This is a genomic window from Nostoc sp. DedQUE02 (genome assembly GCF_034531035.1).
Lineage (GTDB): Bacteria > Cyanobacteriota > Cyanobacteriia > Cyanobacteriales > Nostocaceae > Nostoc.
On sequence record NZ_JAVRBY020000003.1, the window covers coordinates 37,323 to 61,237 of the forward strand.

At 41.7% G+C, this 23,915-nt stretch carries 17 protein-coding genes; 7 read left to right on the forward strand and 10 right to left on the reverse strand.

The window, feature by feature from the left end:
- Positions 1-166: 166 nt before the first annotated feature.
- The 4 genes from psbA to RMX98_RS04210 all read left to right on the forward strand — a co-directional run bounded on the left by psbA (position 167) and on the right by RMX98_RS04210 (position 6,431).
- On the forward strand, positions 167-1,249 hold the full coding sequence (gene psbA / locus RMX98_RS04195) for a photosystem II q(b) protein (protein ID WP_409880785.1): 1,083 nt from the start codon (positions 167-169) through the stop codon (positions 1,247-1,249).
- 96 nt (positions 1,250-1,345) lie between these two features.
- Positions 1,346-2,038 carry a Uma2 family endonuclease gene (locus RMX98_RS04200; protein WP_322676636.1) on the forward strand — a complete coding sequence of 231 codons (693 nt, stop codon included), beginning with the start codon at positions 1,346-1,348 and terminating at the stop codon, positions 2,036-2,038.
- 422 nt (positions 2,039-2,460) lie between these two features.
- On the forward strand, positions 2,461-3,852 hold the full coding sequence (locus RMX98_RS04205; RefSeq protein ID WP_322676637.1) for a malic enzyme-like NAD(P)-binding protein: 1,392 nt from the start codon (positions 2,461-2,463) through the stop codon (positions 3,850-3,852).
- Positions 3,853-4,142: 290 nt separating this feature from the next.
- Complete coding sequence (locus RMX98_RS04210) at positions 4,143-6,431, forward strand: PhoD-like phosphatase (protein WP_322676638.1); 2,289 nt, start codon at positions 4,143-4,145, stop codon at positions 6,429-6,431.
- 147 nt (positions 6,432-6,578) lie between these two features.
- On the opposite strand, the gene mtnA is transcribed toward RMX98_RS04210, so the two are convergent.
- From mtnA to RMX98_RS04225, 3 genes are all read right to left on the reverse strand, one after another.
- Positions 6,579-7,646, reverse strand: a complete 1,068-nt coding sequence (gene mtnA / locus RMX98_RS04215; RefSeq protein ID WP_322676639.1) for an S-methyl-5-thioribose-1-phosphate isomerase — start codon at positions 7,644-7,646, stop codon at positions 6,579-6,581.
- Positions 7,647-7,783: 137 nt separating this feature from the next.
- Positions 7,784-11,308, reverse strand: coding sequence for a Calx-beta domain-containing protein (locus RMX98_RS04220; RefSeq protein ID WP_322676640.1), 3,525 nt, complete (start codon positions 11,306-11,308; stop codon positions 7,784-7,786).
- 364 nt (positions 11,309-11,672) lie between these two features.
- Positions 11,673-14,450, reverse strand: a complete 2,778-nt coding sequence (locus tag RMX98_RS04225) for a M10 family metallopeptidase C-terminal domain-containing protein (protein WP_409880783.1) — start codon at positions 14,448-14,450, stop codon at positions 11,673-11,675.
- Between the two features lie 448 nt (positions 14,451-14,898).
- Between RMX98_RS04225 and RMX98_RS04230 the strand changes: the two genes are divergently transcribed.
- Positions 14,899-15,087: a hypothetical protein gene (locus RMX98_RS04230; protein WP_322676642.1), complete on the forward strand. Its 189-nt coding sequence runs from the start codon at positions 14,899-14,901 to the stop codon at positions 15,085-15,087.
- Here the strand turns inward: RMX98_RS04230 and RMX98_RS04235 are convergent.
- From RMX98_RS04235 to RMX98_RS04250, 4 genes are all read right to left on the reverse strand, one after another.
- The gene (locus RMX98_RS04235) at positions 15,084-16,607 is read right to left on the reverse strand and encodes a hypothetical protein (protein WP_322676643.1); all 1,524 of its coding nucleotides are present in this window, start codon (positions 16,605-16,607) and stop codon (positions 15,084-15,086) included. The two genes, RMX98_RS04230 and RMX98_RS04235, sit on opposite strands and share 4 nt — an antisense overlap.
- Positions 16,608-16,685: 78 nt before the next feature.
- Positions 16,686-18,593, reverse strand: coding sequence for a 1-deoxy-D-xylulose-5-phosphate synthase (gene dxs, locus RMX98_RS04240; RefSeq protein WP_322676644.1), 1,908 nt, complete (start codon positions 18,591-18,593; stop codon positions 16,686-16,688).
- Between the two features lie 415 nt (positions 18,594-19,008).
- Positions 19,009-19,452: a hypothetical protein gene (locus tag RMX98_RS04245; RefSeq protein ID WP_322676645.1), complete on the reverse strand. Its 444-nt coding sequence runs from the start codon at positions 19,450-19,452 to the stop codon at positions 19,009-19,011.
- A gap of 349 nt (positions 19,453-19,801) precedes the next feature.
- A complete protein-coding gene (locus RMX98_RS04250; RefSeq protein WP_322676646.1) occupies positions 19,802-20,173 on the reverse strand; it encodes a hypothetical protein in 372 nt (123 codons plus the stop codon).
- Positions 20,174-20,300: 127 nt separating this feature from the next.
- Here RMX98_RS04250 and RMX98_RS04255 point away from each other — a divergent pair, with 127 nt between their 5' ends.
- Positions 20,301-20,450: a hypothetical protein gene (locus RMX98_RS04255; protein WP_322676647.1), complete on the forward strand. Its 150-nt coding sequence runs from the start codon at positions 20,301-20,303 to the stop codon at positions 20,448-20,450.
- 72 nt (positions 20,451-20,522) lie between these two features.
- On the opposite strand, the gene RMX98_RS04260 is transcribed toward RMX98_RS04255, so the two are convergent.
- From RMX98_RS04260 to RMX98_RS04270, 3 genes are all read right to left on the reverse strand, one after another.
- The gene (locus RMX98_RS04260) at positions 20,523-21,485 is read right to left on the reverse strand and encodes an aldo/keto reductase (protein ID WP_322676648.1); all 963 of its coding nucleotides are present in this window, start codon (positions 21,483-21,485) and stop codon (positions 20,523-20,525) included.
- Between the two features lie 119 nt (positions 21,486-21,604).
- The gene (locus RMX98_RS04265; protein WP_322676649.1) at positions 21,605-21,790 is read right to left on the reverse strand and encodes a hypothetical protein; all 186 of its coding nucleotides are present in this window, start codon (positions 21,788-21,790) and stop codon (positions 21,605-21,607) included.
- Positions 21,791-22,036: 246 nt separating this feature from the next.
- Complete coding sequence (locus RMX98_RS04270) at positions 22,037-22,342, reverse strand: DUF4090 family protein (protein ID WP_322676854.1); 306 nt, start codon at positions 22,340-22,342, stop codon at positions 22,037-22,039.
- Positions 22,343-23,241: 899 nt separating this feature from the next.
- Here RMX98_RS04270 and RMX98_RS04275 point away from each other — a divergent pair.
- The gene (locus RMX98_RS04275) at positions 23,242-23,586 is read left to right on the forward strand and encodes a DUF1815 family protein (RefSeq protein WP_069074034.1); all 345 of its coding nucleotides are present in this window, start codon (positions 23,242-23,244) and stop codon (positions 23,584-23,586) included.
- Positions 23,587-23,915: the final 329 nt, after the last annotated feature.

Consider the following 23,915-nt stretch of genomic DNA (forward strand, 5'->3'; position numbering starts at 1 on the left):
GTTTATCGTGGGAAAACTTTACAGTTCGATGAGCTTTTTAAAGGATTTTGTTACAGAATATTAAGTCAAACATCGCCTCAAAGTAAATTCATGTAGACTGTAATTTAACAGGCAAATACAAAATCTGCTTGTTCCATATTTAACAACCCATTGCACTTATAAAACAATGACCACAACCTTACAACGGCGCTCTGACGCTAACGTATGGGATCGCTTTTGCGAGTGGATTACCAGCACCGACAACCGAATCTACATCGGTTGGTTTGGTGTCCTAATGATCCCAACCCTGCTAGCTGCAACCACCTGCTTTGTAATCGCCTTCATCGCTGCTCCTCCTGTGGACATCGATGGTATTCGTGAACCAGTTGCAGGTTCTTTGATCTACGGAAACAACATCATCTCTGGTGCAGTTGTTCCTTCTTCAAACGCTATCGGTTTGCACTTCTACCCAATCTGGGAAGCTGCTTCCTTAGATGAGTGGTTGTACAACGGCGGCCCTTACCAGTTGGTAGTTTTCCACTTCTTGATCGGTTGCGCTGCTTACCTTGGTCGTCAGTGGGAACTTTCTTACCGCTTAGGTATGCGTCCTTGGATCTGCGTAGCTTACAGCGCACCTTTGGCTTCCGCTACCGCAGTATTCTTGATCTACCCAATTGGTCAAGGTTCATTCTCTGATGGTATGCCTTTGGGTATCTCTGGAACCTTCAACTTCATGATTGTGTTCCAAGCAGAACATAACATCTTGATGCACCCCTTCCACATGTTAGGTGTGGCTGGTGTATTCGGCGGTTCATTGTTCTCAGCAATGCACGGTTCTCTAGTAACTTCTTCCTTGGTGCGTGAAACCACCGAAACCGAATCTCAAAACTACGGTTACAAGTTCGGTCAAGAAGAAGAAACCTACAACATCGTTGCAGCCCACGGCTACTTCGGTCGTCTAATCTTCCAATACGCTTCCTTCAACAACAGCCGTTCACTGCACTTCTTCCTCGCAGCTTGGCCTGTCGTCGGTATCTGGTTCACCGCTTTGGGTATCAGCACGATGGCATTCAACTTGAACGGTTTCAACTTCAACCAATCAGTTATTGACTCCCAAGGTCGCGTCATCAGCACTTGGGCAGACGTAATCAACCGCGCTAACTTGGGTATGGAAGTAATGCACGAGCGTAACGCTCACAACTTCCCCCTAGATTTGGCTGCTGGTGAAATTACACCTGTAGCAATGACTGCTCCTGCTATCAACGGTTAATACTGAAGTTTAGCTAAATAAAAAGCGCCCTCCAGAAATGGGGGGCGCTTTTTTGTTAGATTCAAACTACAACTCCTGCGGATGAGGAATTAGGTAATGGCTGCTTCTGTGGAACATGGCTTAAATAATAGCGCTTCCATCCCTCCTTTAGAAAGCGGCGATCGCTTAACCCGCCACGAATTCGAGCGTCGTTATACAGCAATGCCTAATAAAAAAGCAGAGTTAATCGAAGGAGTCGTCTATGTGGCATCACCCCTGCGTTTTAGAAGTCATGGCCAACCTCATGGACAGTTAATTACCTGGTTGGGAGTATATCAAGTTTCCACTCCAGGCGTAGCACTAGGCGACAATGCTACCGTGCGCTTAGATTTAGACAATGAACCACAGCCTGATGTATTGCTGTTGATAGATAAACCAACTAAGGGACAAGCACAGATTAGTGAAGATGATTACGTAGAAGGCGCACCGGAATTAGTAGCAGAAGTAGCAGCCAGTAGTGCATCTATTGATTTATACGATAAAAAACGCGCCTACCGTCGCAACGAAGTGCAGGAATACATCGTCTGGCAGACTTTGGAAAATAAACTCGACTGGTTCTGTTTGCAAAATGGTGAATATTTGCCACTTGTCGCAGATGGAGATGGTGTGATTAAAAGTAGAGTATTTCCAGGTTTGTGGTTAGCTGTCACCTCACTCCTTACAGGAGACATGACGACAGTTTTAGCAGTGCTGCAACAAGGGTTAAATTCAAAAGAACACACGGAATTTGTTGAGCGTTTAGCTAAGTAAGACTTAGTACAAAATGCTTTGAAAAATATAAATATTTACATAGATAAAATATTAAAAAAATATCTGGTGTATTTGGGTACAATTACTAAATTGTTACTCATTTATATTAGTAAATGCATTGGTATAAATAAAAATAATTATCAAAACCGGGAGCAGTGGCAATACTTGTCGGGTTTTGGGGGAAAGGGGAAGGGAAAAAGGGAAATAAAAAACCTTTAACCCAAACCCAGTAACCTTTTCCCCAAACCAAATTCTGAGTTGAAAATGCAAAACCCCAGTAGTATTGGGAGCAGTGGATAAACTAACTACTGAGTGTTATCCCAGGAGATAACATACATTGTGTTTCCACAGACTACAAATCTCAGATTTTAGTTTTTGTCTCAATTCAATATAAAATCTAAAACTTAAAATCCAAAATCAACATGGCAGACCTAACTCCGAATTCTAGTTTTAGTTTGACACTGCGCTTGCAAATTCCCAATCGTGTAGGGATGTTGGCGTCGGTAACACATGCGATCGCAACCTGTGGTGGTAATCTCGGTCAAATTGATTTAATCGAGCAAACCCGCAAAGAGTCCACCCGCGATCTGACTGTGGATGCTGCTAGTACTGAACACGCTGAAACCATTGTGCAAGCAGTCAAAGCCTTGCCAGACATCAAGTTACTCAGTGTTTACGATCGCACCTTTAATTTGCATCGCGGTGGCAAAATTAGCATTACCAGCAGAATACCTCTCAAGAGTGTTTCCGATTTGGCAATGGCTTACACCCCCGGAGTCGGTCGAATTTGTACAGCGATCGCTCAAGATCCAGAGGAAGTTTACAAGTTAACCATCAAACAAAACACCGTTGCTATAGTTACCGATGGTAGTGCCGTTTTGGGTTTGGGAAATCTCGGCCCAGCCGCCGCCCTACCAGTCATGGAAGGTAAAGCAATGCTATTCAAGGAATTTGCGGGGCTAGATGCTTTTCCCATTTGTCTGGCTACCCAAGATACAGAAGAAATTATCCAGGCAGTTAAGAATATTGCTCCAGTATTTGGAGGCGTGAACTTAGAGGATATCGCTGCACCTCGCTGCTTTGAAATCGAGAAGAGATTACGCCAAGAGTTAGATATCCCTGTTTTTCACGATGACCAGCATGGTACAGCAATTGTCACCTTGGCAGCGTTGTTTAATTCCCTGAAACTGGTAAATAAATCCTTAGCAGAAATCAAGATTGTGATTAACGGTGCTGGGGCGGCGGGAGTAGCGATCGCTCGGTTACTCCGTAAAGCTGGGGCAGAAAAAATCTGGATGTGCGACTCTAAAGGGATTCTTTCTACCAGTCGCACCGATTTAACAGAGGAAAAACTCGAATTTGCTGTCAAAGGTCAGGGTACATTAGCAGGTGCAATGCAAGGGGCAGATGTGTTTATTGGAGTCAGCGCACCAGGAGTTTTGACACCAGAAATGGTGCAATCGATGGCGAAAGATCCAATTATCTTTGCAATGGCAAATCCGATTCCAGAGATTCAGCCAGAATTAATCAGTAAAGATGTTGCTGTCATCGCCACCGGTCGCAGTGATTACCCAAATCAAATCAATAACGTCCTCGCTTTTCCTGGGGTATTTCGTGGTGCTTTAGATTGTCGGGCACAGGCAATTACCATCAAAATGTACCTAGAAGCCGCAAGTGCGATCGCTTCTTTAGTTAAGCCTTCAGACTTGAATCGGGAACATATTATCCCTTCAGTTTTTGATGAGCGCGTCGTCACTGCTGTTGCTGCTGCTGTCCAACGCGCCGCGCGTGATGAAGGTATCGCGCGGAATTAATTTTATGGGATGCGCGTCAATACAGTTCAGTTAAGCTTTTTTCTCTCCCCCTGCTCCTGAAGCCTCCCCTGCTCAAGAACAGCCTGCCTTAACAGATAAATTTGCTTAACTGAACTGTATTGGGATGCGCGTCTCCCTCGTCCCTGAGCTTTTAGGCTGCAATCAATTTGCGCTATCAACTGATGTTAAACAGATAAGAATTGATGCATGATTGGTGATTAGATGAGTTTGGGCTACCAATTTAGGAGCAAAGTAACACATCTCAAACACCATCATGTCAACTGTTTGCAATGAAGTATCAAGTTGGGGACAAGTTTTTACAAGAACTACCACTGATTTTAGGAGGGCCAATCCTCAAATATACTGAGCCAGAGTCTGTGACGATATGGGTGGCACTAAAACAGTCTTGTCAGGTAGAACTTAAAGTTTATGACACAACAAATGATGGTGAAGTAATAGGAAATTGTTTATTAGAAGGAGAACGCTCTACCTTTGCTCTGGGTAAGTATCTTCATGTAGTTGCGATCGCGGCTCGGTCTACAATTGGACATCGCCTAACTGGAGGTCACATCTATGCATACGACCTCCAGTTTACAGTTGCTGACCAAACTACGCAAACTCTACAACAAGCATTATGTTCAAACTCCTCTCCTCCAGTCAGCATCAGCTACTTCGATCATCAAAAACCAACCTTTGCTCTACCGCCAAACCATCTGCAAGATTTGCAAATTGTCCATGCTTCCTGCCGTAAACCTCATGGGCATGGGTTTGATGCACTACCAATTCTCGATAGTATGATTCAGGCGTCAGCAAATCAACCCCAACGCCGCCCTCACCAGCTATTTCTTACCGGAGATCAAATTTACGGAGATGATGTAGCAGATCCGTCGTTGTGGGTTGCTACTACTCTTGGTGATGTTCTCTTGGGTTGGGAAGAAAAACTTCCGGTGAGTGGAGTTTACTGCACTCCCCAGCAACTACCCCCCGGAGAGCGGGGTGATGTGGCGACAAACCAAGCTGGCTTGACCGCAGGATTACATAATAAAGCTGAGAAAGTCAACAGTCATCTTTTTAGTCTGGGTGAATATTACGCTACTTATTTACTCGCTTGGTCGCCAGTGTGCTGGCCAACAACATTTCCCAAAGGACACCAAGTAACGAGCGATCGCCATGCTATCAAAGACTGGAATCACGCAGTCAAGCATTTGCGACAATTCATCTATACCCTTTGGAAAGTGCGCCGCGCCCTTGCCAATATTCCCATGTACACCATCTTTGATGACCATGATGTTACTGATGACTGGAATTTGAACCAAGCTTGGTGTTTGCGCGTGCTGGGGCAACCATTAGGGCGAAGAATAGTCCAAAATGCATTGTTAGCTTACACGGTATTTCAAGGGTGGGGCAATACACCAGGGCAATTTGCAGAAGGAAAATCAGGTGAAAGGCTGCTGGTGGCTGCACAAGCTTGGTCAACTTCTCAAGGAACGGATGAAAAGGCTAATGAAGCGATCGCTCGTTATGTAGGGATGCCAGCCATCGATCCCCACACAGACTTACCTATTTTAGTCAGAGATGGTGCGGTATTTATTCTGAATCGAGATCCAGAAGCACTGACTTGGCACTACATAGTCAGAAGCGATTGCCATGAAGTAATTGTGTTGGATACACGTACATGGCGGGGTTATCCAGCAGATCAAAAACCAATTGCACCACCAATGTTGTTGTGTCCAAAAGCCTTTGAGCAACAACTAGTTTTACCTTTACAAGAAGTAGTTGAACAAACTCAGATTCAAACTACATTTGTGATTGCACCCACGAATGTATTTGGATTACAAGTAATTGATTGGATTCATCATTGGCACTTACAACAGGAAAAAGTTTTTTCAACCGATGTTGGAGATGCCTGGAACATTAATGTTGAAGCGCTGGCGAAATTTCTAACCACTTTGTTTGAGGAACGTCAACAAGTCGTTATTCTATCTGGAGATATTCATTATAGTTCTGTTGCTCACTTATCTTATGCACGCACCTATTCCAAATTACAATCTGTTTTGGTACAGTTAACCGCTAGTGCATTGAAGAATGAAGAGATGTTGACGCGGCTAATTCATACACGATTGAAAGATTGGCTGCTACCAGAAAAGGTACGACATTGGATAGGCTGGATCGACCCACCCAATATGGTAGAAATTTCCGAGAAACAATTACACCATAATCGCCAGTTGCTGACTAACTCTGAGTGGCATTGTGTACTGGAATGGATACCTCGAAACACTGCTCAGACTTCTGTCCACACAGCAGATATATTATCATTGATAGCTCCCTGGAAACGAGCCGAAAATGCAAAATGGAAATGGTTACAACCCCTGATGTTTTGGAAATCTCGTTGGTTTCAGGAAGGACGAGAAGTCGTGGGATTGAATAATTTAGCTTTGGTTCACTTTGAGTTAGTAGATGACAGTAATTGTTGCAAAGTTATGCAAGATTTGTACTGGTTTTCTTCTTGGTATCCAAGCCAAATTATTTACAGCCGTTTTGAGAGACAGTTAACGCCGAATCAGTCATTGTTAAGATGATCGACTTTGCTCTGCGAATTAAAATTTTGAAAGTCCCCGGCTTTTCTAAAAAGTCGGAGATTTTTTTGGGGCAATCCCCTATAAAGTTTCCATTATTCGGATTTAGAGTTATCAAGAACTCGGCGCAAGTTCTCCATTAATTTGGATTTAACCAATCGGTAATTGCTTTAACTGTGATTTTGCTAATTTATCAGGTGCGATCGCTCCATTCTCTGTAATGATGGCTGTAATCAACTCAGCCGGAGTCACATCAAAAGCTGGGTTATAAAAATCTACACCTTCGGGTGTGAGAATGGTATCGCCAACTTGATAGATTTCTGTTGGTTCGCGTTCTTCAATGGGAATTTGGCTGCCATCGGCTAATTCAAAATCAACGGTGGAAAGGGGTGCAGCGACAAAGAAGGGGATATTATGTGCTTTAGCTGCGATCGCCACACTATATGTACCAATTTTATTAGCAGTGTCGCCATTAGCAGCAATGCGATCGGCACCCACAACTACAGCATGAATCAAACCCTGTTTCATGCAATGGGCTGCCATATTATCAGTAATTAATGTAACTGGAATACCTTCTTGCACACATTCCCAAGTGGTGAGTTTTGCGCCTTGCAAACGGGGACGGGTTTCGTCGGCAAATAAACGTTCTAAACGTCCTTCCCTCCAAGCAGAACGTACAACACCCAAGGCTGTACCATATCCAGCAGTAGCTAATGCCCCGGCGTTACAGTGAGTAAGCAACCTTAGCTTTTCTGGGGTAGTGGGCAAGACTGTTAAACCATTGTCACCGATCGCCTGACAGGTTTGTAAATCTTCAGCGTTGATTGCTTGGGCTGTTTGGAAAAGGGTTTGCTTAATCTCTTCTACCGTTCCCAGCGTTTCGTAGGCGGCTTTCAGCATCCGGCTAATTGCCCAAAATAAATTTACTGCTGTGGGACGAGTAGAACGCAACAATTGGGCTACTTTATCTAAGTGTTGCAAAAATTCGGTGCGATCGCTTGTCTCAATTTCCCTCGCCCCCAAATACATTCCATAAGCCGCAGCCACACCAATTGCAGGCGCACCTCGCACAATCATTGTTTTAATCGCCCGCGCCATATCTTCACTGCGGTGAATTTCCACGAATGTATATTCGTTTGGTAGGCGAGTTTGGTCAATTAGTGACACTGAGTCATTGTGCCAAATGACTGGATAAACCTGATTTGTAGAACCTGTCATAAAAAGAGGTAATACTTTTTAAATTTGCTGAGAGAATAATAAAATTTTACAGATTGAAATCAAAACGATTTTTTGTTGAACAATTACACCTTGATTTTAATTTCTGAACATGCTCTAATTTTAGCAAAACATTCGTACTAAGCAATCAGACTAAAATTACTATTACTCAAAGTAATATTAGGATTCCCTAGAGTGGCAAATTCAAACACTTTTCCTGCACCCAGAACATTGCCATCTTGGTTATAGAATAAACTGCCAGTGCTTCTACTATAGACTATATGTGCATTACTGGCGTTGACAAATTGATCTTGATTGACAACTGCAAAGTCAGTTAAAACCTGTCCCACATTATTACTAACAGCATTAAAGGTAGTTTTACTCAACACAATTAGGTCTTGTCCCACTTCAAACTGAGTAATGTTATCAACACCTAAGCTGGTGCTAAAAACTCCATTAGCTTGAAACTGATATTTATCTTTGCCAGCGTTGCCTGTGAGAAAATCATTACCCAGTCCTCCCCAGAGAACATCGTCACCAGTTCCACCTGTAAGAGTATCATTGCCATTACCACCTTGGAGGTTGTCATTTCCTGCTAACCCTTGGAGTTGGTCATTTCCATCGCCGCCAATTAGAGTGTTATTGAGTGTATTACCAGTGAGAGTGTCATTGCCTGTGCCACTTGTTGCATTTTCGATGACGTTGTTGGCAGAGAGAATGAGTTTGAGATTAGTATTAACAGTTTGCGAGGTGGTTGAACCTAAATTTAGGTTGACGGCAACAGTAGTACCGCTAAAGTTAATAGTATCAGTACCACCTGTTGTGGTTTCTGTAATTGTGTCGGTTCCCAAGGCACTATTAGCAACGAAAGAATAGGTATCATTTCCAGCACCACCAGCAAGGCTATTATTGGCACTATTACCTTTGAGAATATTATTACCTGCATTACCAGTACCGTTGATTGCAGAGGTTCCTGTTAGGGTGAGGTTTTCTACGTTGGTTGGCAAAATGGTGGTAACTGAGGCAGTCAAGGTATCGGTTATGGTTGTAGTAACAGTTTTGGTTGTACTAAGGCTGGCATTGGTGGGAGAAGTGAGAGTTAGAGTAAAGGTTTCATTTGCCTCGTTTAGGGAATCATTGAGAATCGGGATATTAATGATTTTACTGGTGTTTCCTGGGTTGAAGGTCAAGGTTCCGGTGGTGCTGGTATAGTCTAAGCCTGCTGTAGCTGTACCGTTAGCAGTGGCATATTGGACGGTAACAGTGGTGTTGCTGGCTTGGGAGAGACTAACGGTATAACTAACATTTTGAGGAATAGTGTTACCCTCGACTATTGTCTTGCTAGCACTGAGGTTAATGGATAGCAAATCATCGTTAGTAATGGTTCCGGTGACGGCTGTTGTTGTACCACGGGTGTAACCAGTGCCGGAGTTTAAAGTTAAAGTAACAGTTTCATTACTTTCAATGGTGGTGTCTGCTGTCGGGTTAATAATTAGAGTTCGTGTACTTGCACCTGCTGCAAAGGTAATCGAGCCTGTGGTGCTAGTAAAACTTGCTGCACCTGTTTGAGTGTAGTCGCTGTTGAAGGTGGCACTGCCAGCAACACCGTAGTTCACGGTTAAAGCATTGCTGGTGCTTCCGCTTCTGGTGAAGGTGTAAACTAGGTTGCTGCTTCCATCTTCAGTAACACTACTGGGAGCTACGGCTAAAGTAATCAATGGCAAATCATCATTAATAATGGTTCCAGTGACGGCTGTTGTCGTACCAGAGGTGTAACCAGTGCCGGAATTTAAAGTTAAAGCAACAGTTTCATTACTTTCAATGGTGGTGTCTGCTGTCGGGTTAATAATTAGAGTTGCTGTACTTGCACTTGCTGCAAAGCTAATCGAGCCTTTGGTGCTATTAAAACTTGCTGCACCTGTTTGAGTGTAGTCAGTATTTAAGGTGGCACTGCCAGCAACACCATAATTCACAGTTAAGGCATTGGTGGTGCTTTTGCTTCTGGCGAAGGTGTAAACTAGGTTGCTGCTTCCATCTTCATTGACACTACTAGGAGCTACAGCTATGGTGATGGATGGCAAATCATCATCAATAATGGTTCCGGTGACGGCTGTTGTTGTACCAACGGTGTAACCAGTGCCGGAATTTAAAGTTAAAGCAACAGTTTCATTACTTTCAATGGTGGTGTCTGCTGTTGGGTTAATAATTAGAGTTGCTGTACTTGCACCTGCTGCAAAGGTAATGGTGCCTGCGGTGCTAGAAAAACTTGCCGCACCACTTTGGGTGTAGTCAGTATTTAAGGTGGCACTGCCAGCAACACCGTAGTTTACGGTTAAGGCATTACTGGTGCTTCCGTTTCTGGTGAAGGTGTAAACTAGGTTGCTGCTGCCATCTTCAGTTACGCTGCTGGGAGTTAAGGCTAAGGTGATGTTGCTAATACTAGCAGCAATAGGTACACCGGAGTCTTGCAATATGGCAACGTCAAGTGGAGAAATGTTGTAGTGAGTTCCGCGATAATACACTACACCATTCATCAAATCCGCAATCAAATCGCTTCCTGGTCTGGGGAAGTCGTTACCCACATGAGTGCTGTTACCGTAGGTCAATGGCACAGAAGACCCGTAAACACTCGTTGCTTGAGTTCCTACAAAGAAGAAATTGCTTCCATCAAAAATAGTTTGTTCATCGAATGTTGATTGATAATCTCCGGGAAATGTTACGTCGAAAGCATTTCTCCATCCATTGAAGGCAAAGGCATGACCAAACTCGTGGAGGAATACAGAAACAGCATCTGTTCTATCATTAGGCACAGGAGTAATTCGTGCTGATGGATCTGGATCAAACCACAGCTCATTTGTCAGATAATCAGAATTGAAGTTGAATTCAATGTCAGGATCGGCACCGTTAGGATCGATTCCTGTGCGAATTTCTGCCGTTGCACCTTGCTCAAATACGTTAAAGGTTCCGTTATTACGTACAAAAGATGCAGTAACACTTCTGCCTGTAGCTGTCGGGCCAGGGTTAGAAAAATCAACAAGTACCTCTAAGCTAGCATTACCTTCAATATAGTTATCCCAATACGATCCAGCAGCCAATATGTGAGACTGTATTGCAGAGTAATAGGGAGAAAATGTCCCCAATGGATCGTTAAAAGTAACAGAAAAATTCAGTTCTGCTTGTTCTACAGCAATTATTTGTCCTGCGACAGTAATAGTTGCCCAATCATTTTCTGTGCTGATTCTGGCTAAATCTTGATTCGTTAAACTTTGTCCCCGCACTAAAGCTGAGAAAAGTTCCCCTTCATCCCCTAAAGTATCTTTTTGATTAATTTGAGCATCAACAAAATGTCCAATTTCCTCTAACAGAACTGCACTAACTACTACTGGTGCAGCAGTTGCTACAAAGCTATCCAAGAGATAAATCTTATTAGTACTACTGGCATAAGCTCCATTAGCATTGCCTAGAATGTCACTACTAATCACCTCAATTTGAGGAAGCTCACTAAAATCACCCGCTTGCCACTGCGATCGCACTGTCGCCGCAATAGTACGATTGTATTGTGTACCAAAAACATTATCGAATAAATTCCAAAAATTTTCTAAATCAGAAAAGGCACTCAGTTGGTTATATATTAGCGGCAATACAAAGTTGAGGAAGTTAGTCATAAATGTATGGCTTATATGTGAATAAAAGTGAAGATTATGGAAATTAATAAATTTTGTGGTTTCAGGTTATTGCTGAAGGCTGTTAAAGAGTTTAAAACAAATAGCAGTTTTTTCTAGCAGAAAATAAAACTTTAATCTAAAAATATCATAATTAAACTTCAGTAAGCGATCGCATCACTTTAATTTCCTGATACGTTAAGTCAACCGACATGATAAAATGTATATATATTGAGTTTTATAAAAGTTGTATAATTATTATTTCATAATGTGCTTACTGATTTTAAATTTCCTCACATGGGTTGATTTTTGTACGCCGACTTACTTGAACGCCCACACCTGAATCACAAGTGTGGGCAAAGCAGTACTAGGCAATCAGACTGAAATTGCTACTACTGAGAGTAATATTAGGATTCCCTAAACGGGCAAACTCAAACACTGTTCCTGTGCCCAAAACATTGCCATCCTGGTTATAGAATAAGCTGCCACTACTTTGGCTAAACACAATACGCGCATTACTACCGTTGACGAATTGATTACCACTGACAACTGCAAAGTCAGTTAAAGCCTGTCCCACAGTATTAGTAATAGCATTGAAGGTCGTTTTACTTAGCACAATCTGGTCTTGTCCGACTTCAAAATCAGTGATGGTATCAATACCTAAGCTTGTGTTAAATACACTATTGCTTTGGAACAAATATTTATCATTACCAACTCCACCTGCAAGAGTATCATTACCATTACCTCCCACGAGAGTGTCATTTCCTACTAACCCTTGGAGTTGGTCATTTCCATCGCCACCAATTAGGGTGTTATTCAGCGTATTACCAGTGAGACTATCATTACCTGTGCCACCCGTTGCATTTTCGATAACGTTGTTGGCAGAGAGAATGAGTTTGAGATTACTATTAACGGTTTGCGAGGTGGTTACGCCTAGATTTAGGTTGACAGCAACTGTAGTATCGCTAAAGTTAATAGTGTCAGTACCACCTGTTGTGGTTTCTGTAATTGTGTCAGTTCCCAAGGCACTATTAGCGACAAAAGAATAAGTGTCGTTTCCTACTAATCCTTGGAGTGAGTCATTTCCACTACCACCAATTAAAGTATTATTCAGTGTATTGCCAGTGAGAGTGTCATTGCCTGTGCCACCTGTTGCATTTTCAATAACGTTGTTCGTAGAAAGAATCAGGTTGAGATTGCTATTAACTGTTTGCGAAGTTGTGACACCTAAATTTAAATTGACGGCAACTGTAGTACCGCTAAAGTTAATAGTGTCAGTACCACCTGTTGTGGTTTCTATAATTGTGTCGGTTCCCAAGGCAGTATTCGCTACAAAAGAATAAGTATCATCCCCGGCTAAACCTTGGAGTCGGTCGTTTCCGCCACCACCAATCAGAGTGTTATTTAGTGTATTACCAGTGAGACTATCATTGCCTGTGCCACCTGTTGTATTTTCGATAACGTTGTTGGCAAAGAGAATCAGGTTGAGATTGCTATTGACTGTTTGCGAGGTGGTTAAACCGAGATTTACGTTGACGGCAGTTGTAGTGCCGCTAAAGTTAATAGTGTCAGCACCACCTGTTGTGGTTTCTATAATTGTGTCGGTTCCTAAAGCAGTATTCGCTAGGAAAGAATAAGTATCATTTCCTGCGCCACCATACAAAGTATCATTTCCAGCATCACCTAATAATCTGTCATTTCCTTGTTCGCCAAATAAACGGTCATTACCGCCAGCACCAGAGAGGGTATCGTTACCTAAACCAGCAAACAAATCATCATTGTAAGCAGTTCCTGTAATGTTGTTATCTACAACTGCACTGTTGAAAATAAAATCACTCGCTTGTAATTGGCTGACGCTAATGCCGTTGAGTTTGAGTCGATAATAATAATCGCCATCTAACACTCGATATCTGACGCTAATGATGGCGTTACCATCGACATCATTACTTGTTAGCAATAACAGATTATTGAAGTCACTGATGCCTAAAGTTCTAATATCTATTTTGTCTTGTCCCTTTTGGAAATCAATGACGATATCTTGCTCTTTGGCAGCGATAGAATTATCAAAGTACTCGAAAACAAATTCATCGTTCCCTGCACCACCATACAAGGTATCCTTTCCAGCACCACCTAATAATCTGTCATTTCCTTGTTCGCCAAATAAGCGGTCATTCCCGTCTCCACCAGAGAGGGTATCGTTACCTAAACCACCAAACAAATCATCATTGTAAGCAGTTCCTGTAATGTTATTATCTACAACTGCACTGTTAAAAATAAAATCACTCGCTTGTAATTGGCTGCTGCTAATGCCGTTGAGTTTGAGTCGATGATAATAATCGCCATCTACCACTCGATATCTGACGCTAATGATGGCGTTACCATCGACATCATCACTGATGAGTAGTAAGAGATTATTGAAGTCACTGATGCCTAGAGTTCTAAGGTCTATTTTGTCTTGTCCCTTTTGGAAATCAATGACGATATCTTGCTCTTTGGCAAGGATAGAATTATCAAAGTACTCGAAAACAAATTCATCGTTCCCTGCACCACCATACAAGGTATCCTTTCCAAAACCACCTAATAATCTGTCATTTCCTTGTTCGCCAAATAAGCGGTCATTACCGTCACCACCTTGCAAAGTATCGTTACCTAAACCAGCAAACAAATCATCATTGTAAGCAGTTCCTGTAATGGTGTTATCTACAACTGCACTGTTGAAAATAAAATCACTCGCTTGTAATTGGCTGCTGCTAATGCCATTGAGTTTGAGTCGATAATAATAATCGCCATCTACTACTCGATATCTGACGCTAATGATGGCGTTACCATCAATATCATTACTTATCAGCAATAACAGATTATCAAAGTCACTGATGCCTAGAGTTCTAAGGTCTATTTTGTCTTGTCCCTTCTGAAAATCTGTAACAATATCTTGGACTTTGGCAACAACAGAACTATCAAAGTACTCGAAAACAAATTGGTCGTTTCCTGCACCGCCAGATAAGGTATCACTTCCAGCACCACCTGATAATTGATCGTTTCCACCCAGCCCAGAGAGGGTATCATTACCGTTTAAGCCTTGAATAGTATCATTTCCAGAAGTGCCGACTAAATTATCATTATTGTTTGTTCCTAGAATGACCATGATTTTATCCTCTTTTTTTGGGTTTTAAGATAGTGCAGAAATTTTGAGATATGGACAAGGATTCTTATGGATTGAATATCAGAATCCAGTATGATTTTTGTAAAAAGCTACGACAAAATACAGGCTTAAAGTTATAGCAGTGAACAGGCAATAGGCAATAGGCAACAGAGTTAAAAGTCTCTGGATGCCGATGTTTAACAATCACTTAATGTCCTAATCTCACTGGCTACTGCTATGACTAGTCAAACCCATAAGAAATATAGAGCGATCGCTTGCTACTAAATTGATACTTATAGTAAATTGATACTATAGTAATCCTAGTAATTAACTAGATTAAGTATACAGATAATGAAGCGATAAAAGTTAATTTAAGTAATTATTTAATATAGATGATTTTCGGTAATTAACTAGACTTTAATAAAAGATTATCTTTTTTATATAAAACTTTATGTTTTCATCAGCAATGGTATGTAGTAATACATTTAGTACACCAAACCGCTTGACAAGAAACAGCATATCTGAATCTAATAAAGCTTCAGCGATCGCATCACAGACCATTTATAAAGTAAATATTAAGTATGGTGCATTAGGGCTAAAGCCTAACGCACTGCCTCCTGCCTTAGACTTATTAGTTTAACCAACTCTTCTAGCCATAGGTGTGTTTCTAGCAAGCGGATTTCTTCCAAACAGCTTGATAATGGTTTCAACAAATTGTTTATTATCGTAAAACTCATGCATTAAAGTAATCGGTTGTGAATAAAGTTGATCGCTAAAAAAGATTGATTTCCAATCTAGTTCGGTGCTATTAACAACTCCAACTTGCGCCATTACTTTAAGAAATTCATAAGCAATTAGACCTTGACCAATGGCAGATGGATGAATGCCATCTAAACTAAATAGTCCACCTTGTCGAAGTCGCCCGGCTGTGTCTGCATGGTAGTATTTGGTGTTGACTTGGGGATAGACAAAGTTGAAATATTCGGGAAAATCATACTGCACTTCTCCAGCATTTCGCTTGAAGGCAATTTCTTGTAAGGCATCAGCAAGTTCAACAATGTGATACCGCGATCGCTGATATTTACTGTTCTTACTTTTGATCAGTTCTCTGATTATTTGATTGTAGCTGCGAATACAGTCATCAATGTAGAGGGCATCTTGTAGCGTTAGGTATAAAGTTCCAGTTTTTCTAACTGTATCCTCTTCAAAAGGAAAATAAGTATAGTATTTGTAGTAAATTGAAGGTCTATCATCTCCAGGAATATTAATTTCAGTAGTTGGGCCTACGCCTTTTGCTAAAGGTACGATAGTTACCAACGGTACTGTTCCAATGAAGACATTCCAATCAGGATTGTTGTTACCCTGCATGATGGTATCAACGCGATCAAGCAATTCTTGATATTCAGCTTCAAAATCTTTGGGATGCCACAGGTTCCATTGTTCTCTTACCTCACGGAATGATTCGGGTTTTTGACTTGGGTTTGTGAGAGTTTTATTTGAGTCATTGGGAGTTTGATTAATTTCTAAACTGATGACAGTTCCAAGGGCATTGTTCGATCCTAACCAGAGAATTAAATTCTCAACTCCCTGTGGAGTGCTTGTATGATGTTCCAACCAATCCAATTGACTATAGTTGTCATAAATAGCGTTTAAAGATGGGTTGAGAACTTTAAGTGCTGTTCGGTAGAACGCAGCATTAGGCAGACCTAAAAAATCAGGTTTGCCTTCTCCTTTTTCGTTACTAATTTCAATTTGATATTTACAAATATTAGGTGTAATCATCCAAGAATCAGCAATATCAAAACCTTGAATTGCTACATTGTGGAAGAAGTCAATTCCTCCTGGATAACGCTGTTGGGCACTACCTCCTTCCCGTTCATAGTAATCTTCAGTTTCATCTAGTACCCCCTCAAGAGTTGGTAATATGGTCAGCCAATCTAGGGCGTTGATATCTGAGCCATATTTTTTCTCCAAACGCCGTAAAATCTTCTCAATATTGGCTGGTAGTCCCCCCATCGGCCATTCAGGATAAAGATATTCAGCACCAACTTGTAGCCCCATTGATTTAGCAATCAAAGTTGAAAAGCAAAGGTCTGTCCGGGCTGCTGCCAAAGACATAAAGCCTTGAGAAATACTGTCACCAATTGTAAATAGTTTCATAATTTTTCCCAACATCTAATAAAATTATCGCCCACACCTGAATCACAAGTGTGAGCGATTTATTCTACAAAGAATTAACTAAACCACAGCAGACACTTGCTGCTTAAAGAAAGCTTGCAACACTCTCTCTGCTATTTGATGACTAGTCAAACCTAATTCTGTCTTAGATTCATTGGGTTCAGCATGATCTACCAACACATCTGGTACGCCAAAACGCTTGACAGGAACGAGAATATCTGCATCTAACAAAGCTTCGGCGATCGCAGAACCAAAGCCACCCATAACACAACCTTCTTCTAAGGTAACGACGCGGCCGATTTTCTTAGCTAAAGGCAAAATCAACTCGGTATCCAAAGGCTTAACGAAACGGGCATTAATTACAGTTGCTTCAATGCCATGTTCACCAAGAATTTCCGCAGCTTGCATTCCTGGATAGACCATTGTGCCATAAGCGACAATTAACACGTCATCGCCTGTACGCAGAATTTCGCCTTTGCCAATTTCCAAAGGTTCCCAACCTTCCTCCATCAAGGGAACGCCGTAGCCATTGCCACGAGGATAACGCATTGCGATCGGCCCACTGGTATGATTAATGCCAGTTACTATCATACGTTGCAGTTCTGCTTCGTCTTTGGGCGCCATGATTGCGATGTTAGGAATGCAACGCAGATAAGCGATGTCATACATACCTTGGTGGGTGGGGCCATCAGATCCAACAATTCCTGCCCGATCTAAGCAGAAAAATACTGGCAGGTTTTGGATGCAGACATCATGAATTATCTGGTCGTAGGCGCGTTGCAGAAAAGTAGAATAAATGGCGGCTACGGGGCGCATCCCTTGAGTTGCAAGCCCTGCTGCTAGGGTGATAGCGTGTTGTTCAGCAATGCCAACATCAATATATTGATTGGGTAGTTTGGCTTGAAGTTTATCTAAGCCTGTTCCCGTTGCCATCGCCGCAGTAATCCCGATGATTTTCGGGTTTTGTTCCGCAAGTTTCACCAGAGTGTGAGAAAAGACTTTGGCATAAGCCGGAGGTTTAGGTTTATTGGAAGGAATGGCTTTACCAGTTGCGACGTTGAAGGGGCTTTGGGCATGGTAGCCAACTTGATCTAGTTCGGCAATTTCATAACCTTTGCCCTTGATTGTTGCTACGTGTACCAAAACTGGGCCCGGTATTTGATGTGCTTGTTGGAAGGTGGCAATCAATTCTTCGAGATTATGCCCATCGACTGGCCCAATGTAGGTAAAGCCGAGTTCTTCAAAAACTGCACCTACCTTAGGAACAGCCAAGCGTTTCATACCTTCTTTGATGCGTCCGAGTTCGGGTGAGAGGGATTCACCCACGAAGGGAATTTGCTTAAATTGTTCCTCAAGATTATCTTTAATAAATTGCACCGGTTGGCTGAGGCGCATTTTGTTCAGATAGCGGGGAATCGCGCCGACGTTGCGAGATATAGACATGTCGTTGTCGTTGAGAACAACCAACAGGTTAGTTTTCGGCATGTGTCCGGCGTGGTTGATGGCTTCTAAAGCCATACCCCCAGTCAGCGCCCCATCCCCAATCACAGCAACGGCTTTAAATTTTTCTCCTTTTAAGTCTCGTGCTAAAGCCATACCCAATGCTGCTGAAATACTTGTAGAAGCATGTCCAGCCCCAAAGTGGTCAAACTTGTTTTCACACAGTTTGAGATAACCTGCAACTCCGTCCTTTTGTCTGAGGGTGTGGAAGCGATCGTAGCGGCCGGTTAACAGTTTGTGGGGATAAGCCTGGTGTCCTACATCCCAAATCACTTTATCCCGATCTAAGTCCAGTGTCTGGTAAAGTCCTAATGTTAATTCAACAACACCCAACCCTGGGCCTAAGTGTCCACCATTAACTGCTACTGTTTGGAGATGCTTATCTCGAATCTGACGGGCAATCTGTTGTAGTTGGCGAACAGATAAACCGTGCAACTGATTAGGATGGGTGATTTCGCTCAGATGCATATTATAAGGTTTTCCTCTCTAACTTCGAGTTTCGGTATTTTGATTTTCCCACGGTCGGGTTATTCACATAATCAGACTCTTACATTGTTACTAAGTTGTAGCGGAAAGTATAACTTCGTAATTAATAATGGTAAAAAATTTGTTAACCATTAACAATTCATTCAAACAAAGTTGTCATCTGTTAGAACTAGAGGATATTTGTCAATCAGTAACATTACTCAAAATGCTATTTGATTAGTATAAAAAATAAGTTTTTAACAGCAGTTTACAGGAATTTCTTTTAACTAGATCGCTCGCTTTAGCTAAACTCAGTATTTTTTAGTTTCCTAAATTCTTCGTAAACAGCAAGATTCCTGACTTTTCTAAAAAGTCAGGAATCTAAGCTTTTCGATTTGAATAAAATCAAATAGGATTGCTATTTACCAAAAGCATCCTTGATGCTATCAACAGTGCGCTCAACAACATTCTTTGTGTTGTCTACTGCTTCTTTAGTCCGGGCAGCATCTTCGTCTGCTCTTTTCTGAATTGTAGCGGCATCTCTCTTTGCTTTGCGCTCAACAAAACTACCATTGTCTGTTGCTTGATCAACTTTACTGGCGTTGCTCTTTGCAGCTTCCTTAACTTTATCTTTCGTATCTTCGATGAAATTTTTGGCTCGTCCAGCATCTTTACTGGTTTTTTCTTGAACTTTATCGCCTGCGTCTGATGATGCGATCAAGGTTGCAGTAGGAGCAGCCATTGCTGAAGTGTTCGATAAAAATGCCCCTTGCCATACGAAAGCGATCGCTAACATACAAAACAGCGCTGTAGCCATCCAGCGTTTTACCGTGGAAAGCTTTGTAACATAATTTAACTTCATAGAATACAATCTCATGTGACTTAGTATACTATTTCTACTTCATTTAGCTGATTAGACATATCGATCCCTAGATAGAAGTTCTAGCGTCAATAGTTATGAAATTAATTCAGTATTTTGATAGATTGAGTTTTGAGTAAAAGATTTTTTTTGCTGGTAATTTCGGATAAGCATTTTTCATTTTCTTTGTGGTCTGGGAAAGGGTAAGGGGTAAAGGGTAAAGAATGTATTCAAAACCTTTCCCCTTTAACCGAACCGTATTGGGAGTGGGGTGCAATGACTGTGGGAATCATAACTATATTATCTGGACATGATATGAGTTCATTAACTTGCGATCGCTTCTAGCAGTCAGTTACGCCATCGCAACTGACTTTTTACGGTTGGGACGCTTGCGTTCTGATTTTTTCTTCAGTCCAACAGCTTGGGCTTGATCGCTATCTGAGCCATATTGCCCACGAATCACTTCTTTCATAGCTAATACAGCATTGTGAAATTCCCATTCTGCTAATCGCCTAGCATCGGTAGCAGCACGATATAAAGTTAGTTTTTCGGTTTCGGCTTGTTGTTGCGCCAACATAGCCTGATAAGCTTGCTGTAAATTTGCTACAGACGCATCAGCACGGGTTGTGTCGTATGTGCTGATGGTTTGCAACCCGTGCCATGAATTTATATCTTGACTAATTGATTGCGAAGGCAAACGGCGGGTTCTATCTTGGGTGGCCATATATGCATACTGATACAGTTATACATTTAATGTGCCCATTAAAACAAAAAAGCTAATAGTAAAGTAAGATTTTCAGAGCGGAGACTAAGAAAAACAAGTCGAAACAATCGCATTGCAAGTTGAAACAATGCCATTACAACTCGAAACAATGGCATTGCAAGTCCAAACAATCGCATTGCAAGTCAAAACAATCGCATTACAAGTCGAAACAATGCCATTGCAACTCGAAACAACCGTATTGCACGAGGTTGCATTCGATACTGTAGTGATAAAATGATTAAACTACAAGATGTTTTGCTGTTGTTGTATCATCAATGTGAACTTTTTGCTGAGACAACACTAACAAAGCTCACGCTGACATCAATTGCTGGAGGCGCTGTGGCTCCTCTCCCAGCCAATCTGGATTTTGGGCAGTGCTATCGAAAATGGATGAAGTTTTAAAAGGCTCAAACTCGCCGCGTGATGCTGCTTCTGCCGTTTTTGCTAAAAGCGATCGCACCTGCTCGTCATTCATTGGCTGGAATGTCCGCACTGCTTCAAAAGCTTGGTCTAGAATCTCCATGCTATCAATTCCGGTAATTACAACCGATGTAGGCAGATTCAAAGCATAGTGTAAACATTCAATTGGCGTTACAGTCTTTGACCGTAAAAGAATACCGTTTGCCAAGCTTTTCATTCCCAGAACGCCGATGTTTTGCTTAACCAGTTCTGGCACAACCAGCTTTGCAAAACTCCGGTAGTGGGCATCCATCACATTGAGCGGCATCTGTGCTGTATCAAATTTAAACCCGTTAGTGGCTGCAACTTCCAGCATGTGCAGATGAACATAGGGGTCTTTGTGCCCGGTGAAGCCGATATATCGGAGTTTGCCAGCTTCTTGCGCCTCAATGAAGGCAGCATTCGCCCCTTCTTCGTCAAAAACTCGATGTGGGTCTTCGTGGCGAAGGATTTCGTGGTGCTGAACGAGATCGATGCAATCAACTTGCAGGCGTTTAAGTGATTCGTCTAGCTGTTTTGCTGCTGCTTTTTTAGAACGACCATCGATTTTCGTCATCAGGAACACTTTGTCTCGATAGCCATCGCGCAGCGCTTTTCCCATACGAATCTCGCTGGCTCCACCGTTGTAATCCCAACTGTTATCCATAAAGGTGATGCCACGATCAATAGCTGTTCTCACAATGCGGATAGCCAATTGCTCATCAACGTGCTTCAAGGCGATGTGCCAACCACCCAATCCGATGGCGGAAACTTTCTCTCCTGTACTGCCGAGAACTCGATATTGCATTTCTGAATTTGACGTAGTTCCTGCCATGTGTTTCCAAGTCTTTCAGCTATTACTTAATTACATACAGCCATCTGCCAATTCAAACACAAGGCAAAGTAGACAATATCTTGCTGAAGATACACTTTTCGACCCGATCAGGAAAAGACTCAAGAAGCCAAAATACCGATGGCAATTTGGGATATGTAAGGTAAATAATTCGTAATTCGTAATACAACTCTTGGAGAGGCTACTTCGGCTTCGCGGTAGTTGAATCTCGACTCACAACGACTGCGCGGTAGTTGAGCGTAGTCGAAACTCAGTGCAAGTCGCTCGATTACCGCCAAGCGATGCACTGAGCTTAGTCGAAGTGTCGAAACTCAGTACAAGTCCGCTTTTTCGCGCATTCGCAATTAAATCAAGCCCGACACAACGGGCAAAGGGTTTCTACCTGTCTTGGGATACAAGGACTGTTTCGCGCCACTTGCGGGCGAGGTTTTAAACATGAAGCTTTTTTGATAAAGAATTGAGGGCAAAGAAATGCTTTGCCCCTACAACATATTTGGTTCAAATAAATGAAAACTGTTGTTAAACATTAACAATTATTTACCACTATAAAAGAAGGCAATTTCTTTTTCTTTTAGGGGTGCGAAACCAGCATCTACAAGTAATTGGTCGAGTTCTGCTTGGGGAATGTGTTTTGCACCAATTCGCACAATACGCGATCGCATAGTATTGGATACACCACTGCGCTGTCTATTGGCTTCTAGTGCCATAACTTTCCCATAAAGTTCTAGCTTTGCAGGTGGAATGGGAGAACCATCAAAATCAATTCCCTGTGCGATCGCTTCATCAATCGCATCAGCACCTGTAGTGGTTGGATTCCCTGGATTAATTTCGGTAGGCATGGTGATTTGTTTTTCTTCGCTATGGGTAGATTTTACCAGCCTTGCTGACACCATAGCTGCTTACTGGTTTTTTTGCTGCCGAGGATTAATAATTAATAAAAAATAATTACTTACTTTGAATAAATAATCGAAATATATTATACATGGATGAAATTTGGCAAAACCAAACTACGATAAGAATCTTTCCAAATTCTCATGCTTTGGTCTGTACAACTTTTTGAGGATAATCCCAAAATGCCAACATCGCTTTGCTGAGTTTAGGTATTGTCAGTGTTGAGTTGAGCCATTTTGGATTCTACACTGATTTTATAATAATTACGTAATCTTTGTATAAAGTACTGTATTTAATTTGCTTCTAGTACTGAATATGAGATTTGCACTGTCATCTGTTCAACTTTATATCAACTTTATATATAGAGGAGAAAGGAATTTAGTATACCTAATCATTTATCCATACCAAAATATACGTTAGAAAGAGAATAGATTGAACATCTAAGCAAAACACAGTATAACAATGCAAAACTACGTTATAGCTTCTAATCACAGCTAATTTAGCTACACCTCGCCCATAAGAACGAAATATGTAGCTTTTCTGGAGTTGACTAGTGCTAGATTTAAGTTAATCTTAAAGCGGATCGCTTCTTGCAAGAATCTACCCTGACAGAAGTGTATAAAGATATAGTTAAATTTAGAAATTCTGTCCGAGATTTTGAATTTGCAAACTGAATAGTTTGATACGGCGCTCAAAACCCCGATCCACTACCCTAAACAAGGTAGTCAATTAACGACTCAACATTATCTGTCTGGTAATTGTATTGAATAGTTTACAATACCAATGGATGAGAAAATCTAAAGAAAATATAAAAGAGACTCATAACTGTGGTGTCTGGAGGACAAAAGTGTTTCTGAGACTAGCACATCAACATCGACAATTCGTCCAAGACTTGGTAATGAACCTGCAAGCGTTGGCGGTTGTACTAGAACGGCGTGGGTATCCTGCGTCCTGCTACACCTGTGGCGACCAAATGAATAGTGCATCGTTCATGGTTAGCTTGGGTGATAACCATCTGATTCGGTTTTTAGTGTCTGATTACGGGATTACTTGGACGGAAATGCGGGATGACCGCGAATTAATGAAGCTAGAAGGTGCGGAAGCAATTAGCCAACTAGACGAACTGGCTAATCTTGTCAAGCAATCGATGCAAACTGATACAGGCTCTAAAACTCTTGCCAAGAAGTATTAGGCTTCTATGTCGATGGCAAATTAGAAATTGATTATCGATAACTGGTAATCGGTTTCTCCATTACCATTAAGTGATTGGCTCCTAGCTGGCCCATCGCAAGTTTTTTGTATCTACCAAAACCTCACAAACCGGATTTTGAGCCTTTAGCTAGAAGATGTTTTCCCAAAATCTAATCAAATGCGATAACTTCTCTACGAGATGCTGCGCCAAGCAAGATCCCTGTAGGGGTGAATACCGCAGCTCAAATCGCCGATGTTGGGTGTCACTAAAATCAGATGGTAAATCTGGGTAGTAGCAGCAATTATAATGTTAATTGCCATACACCTCAA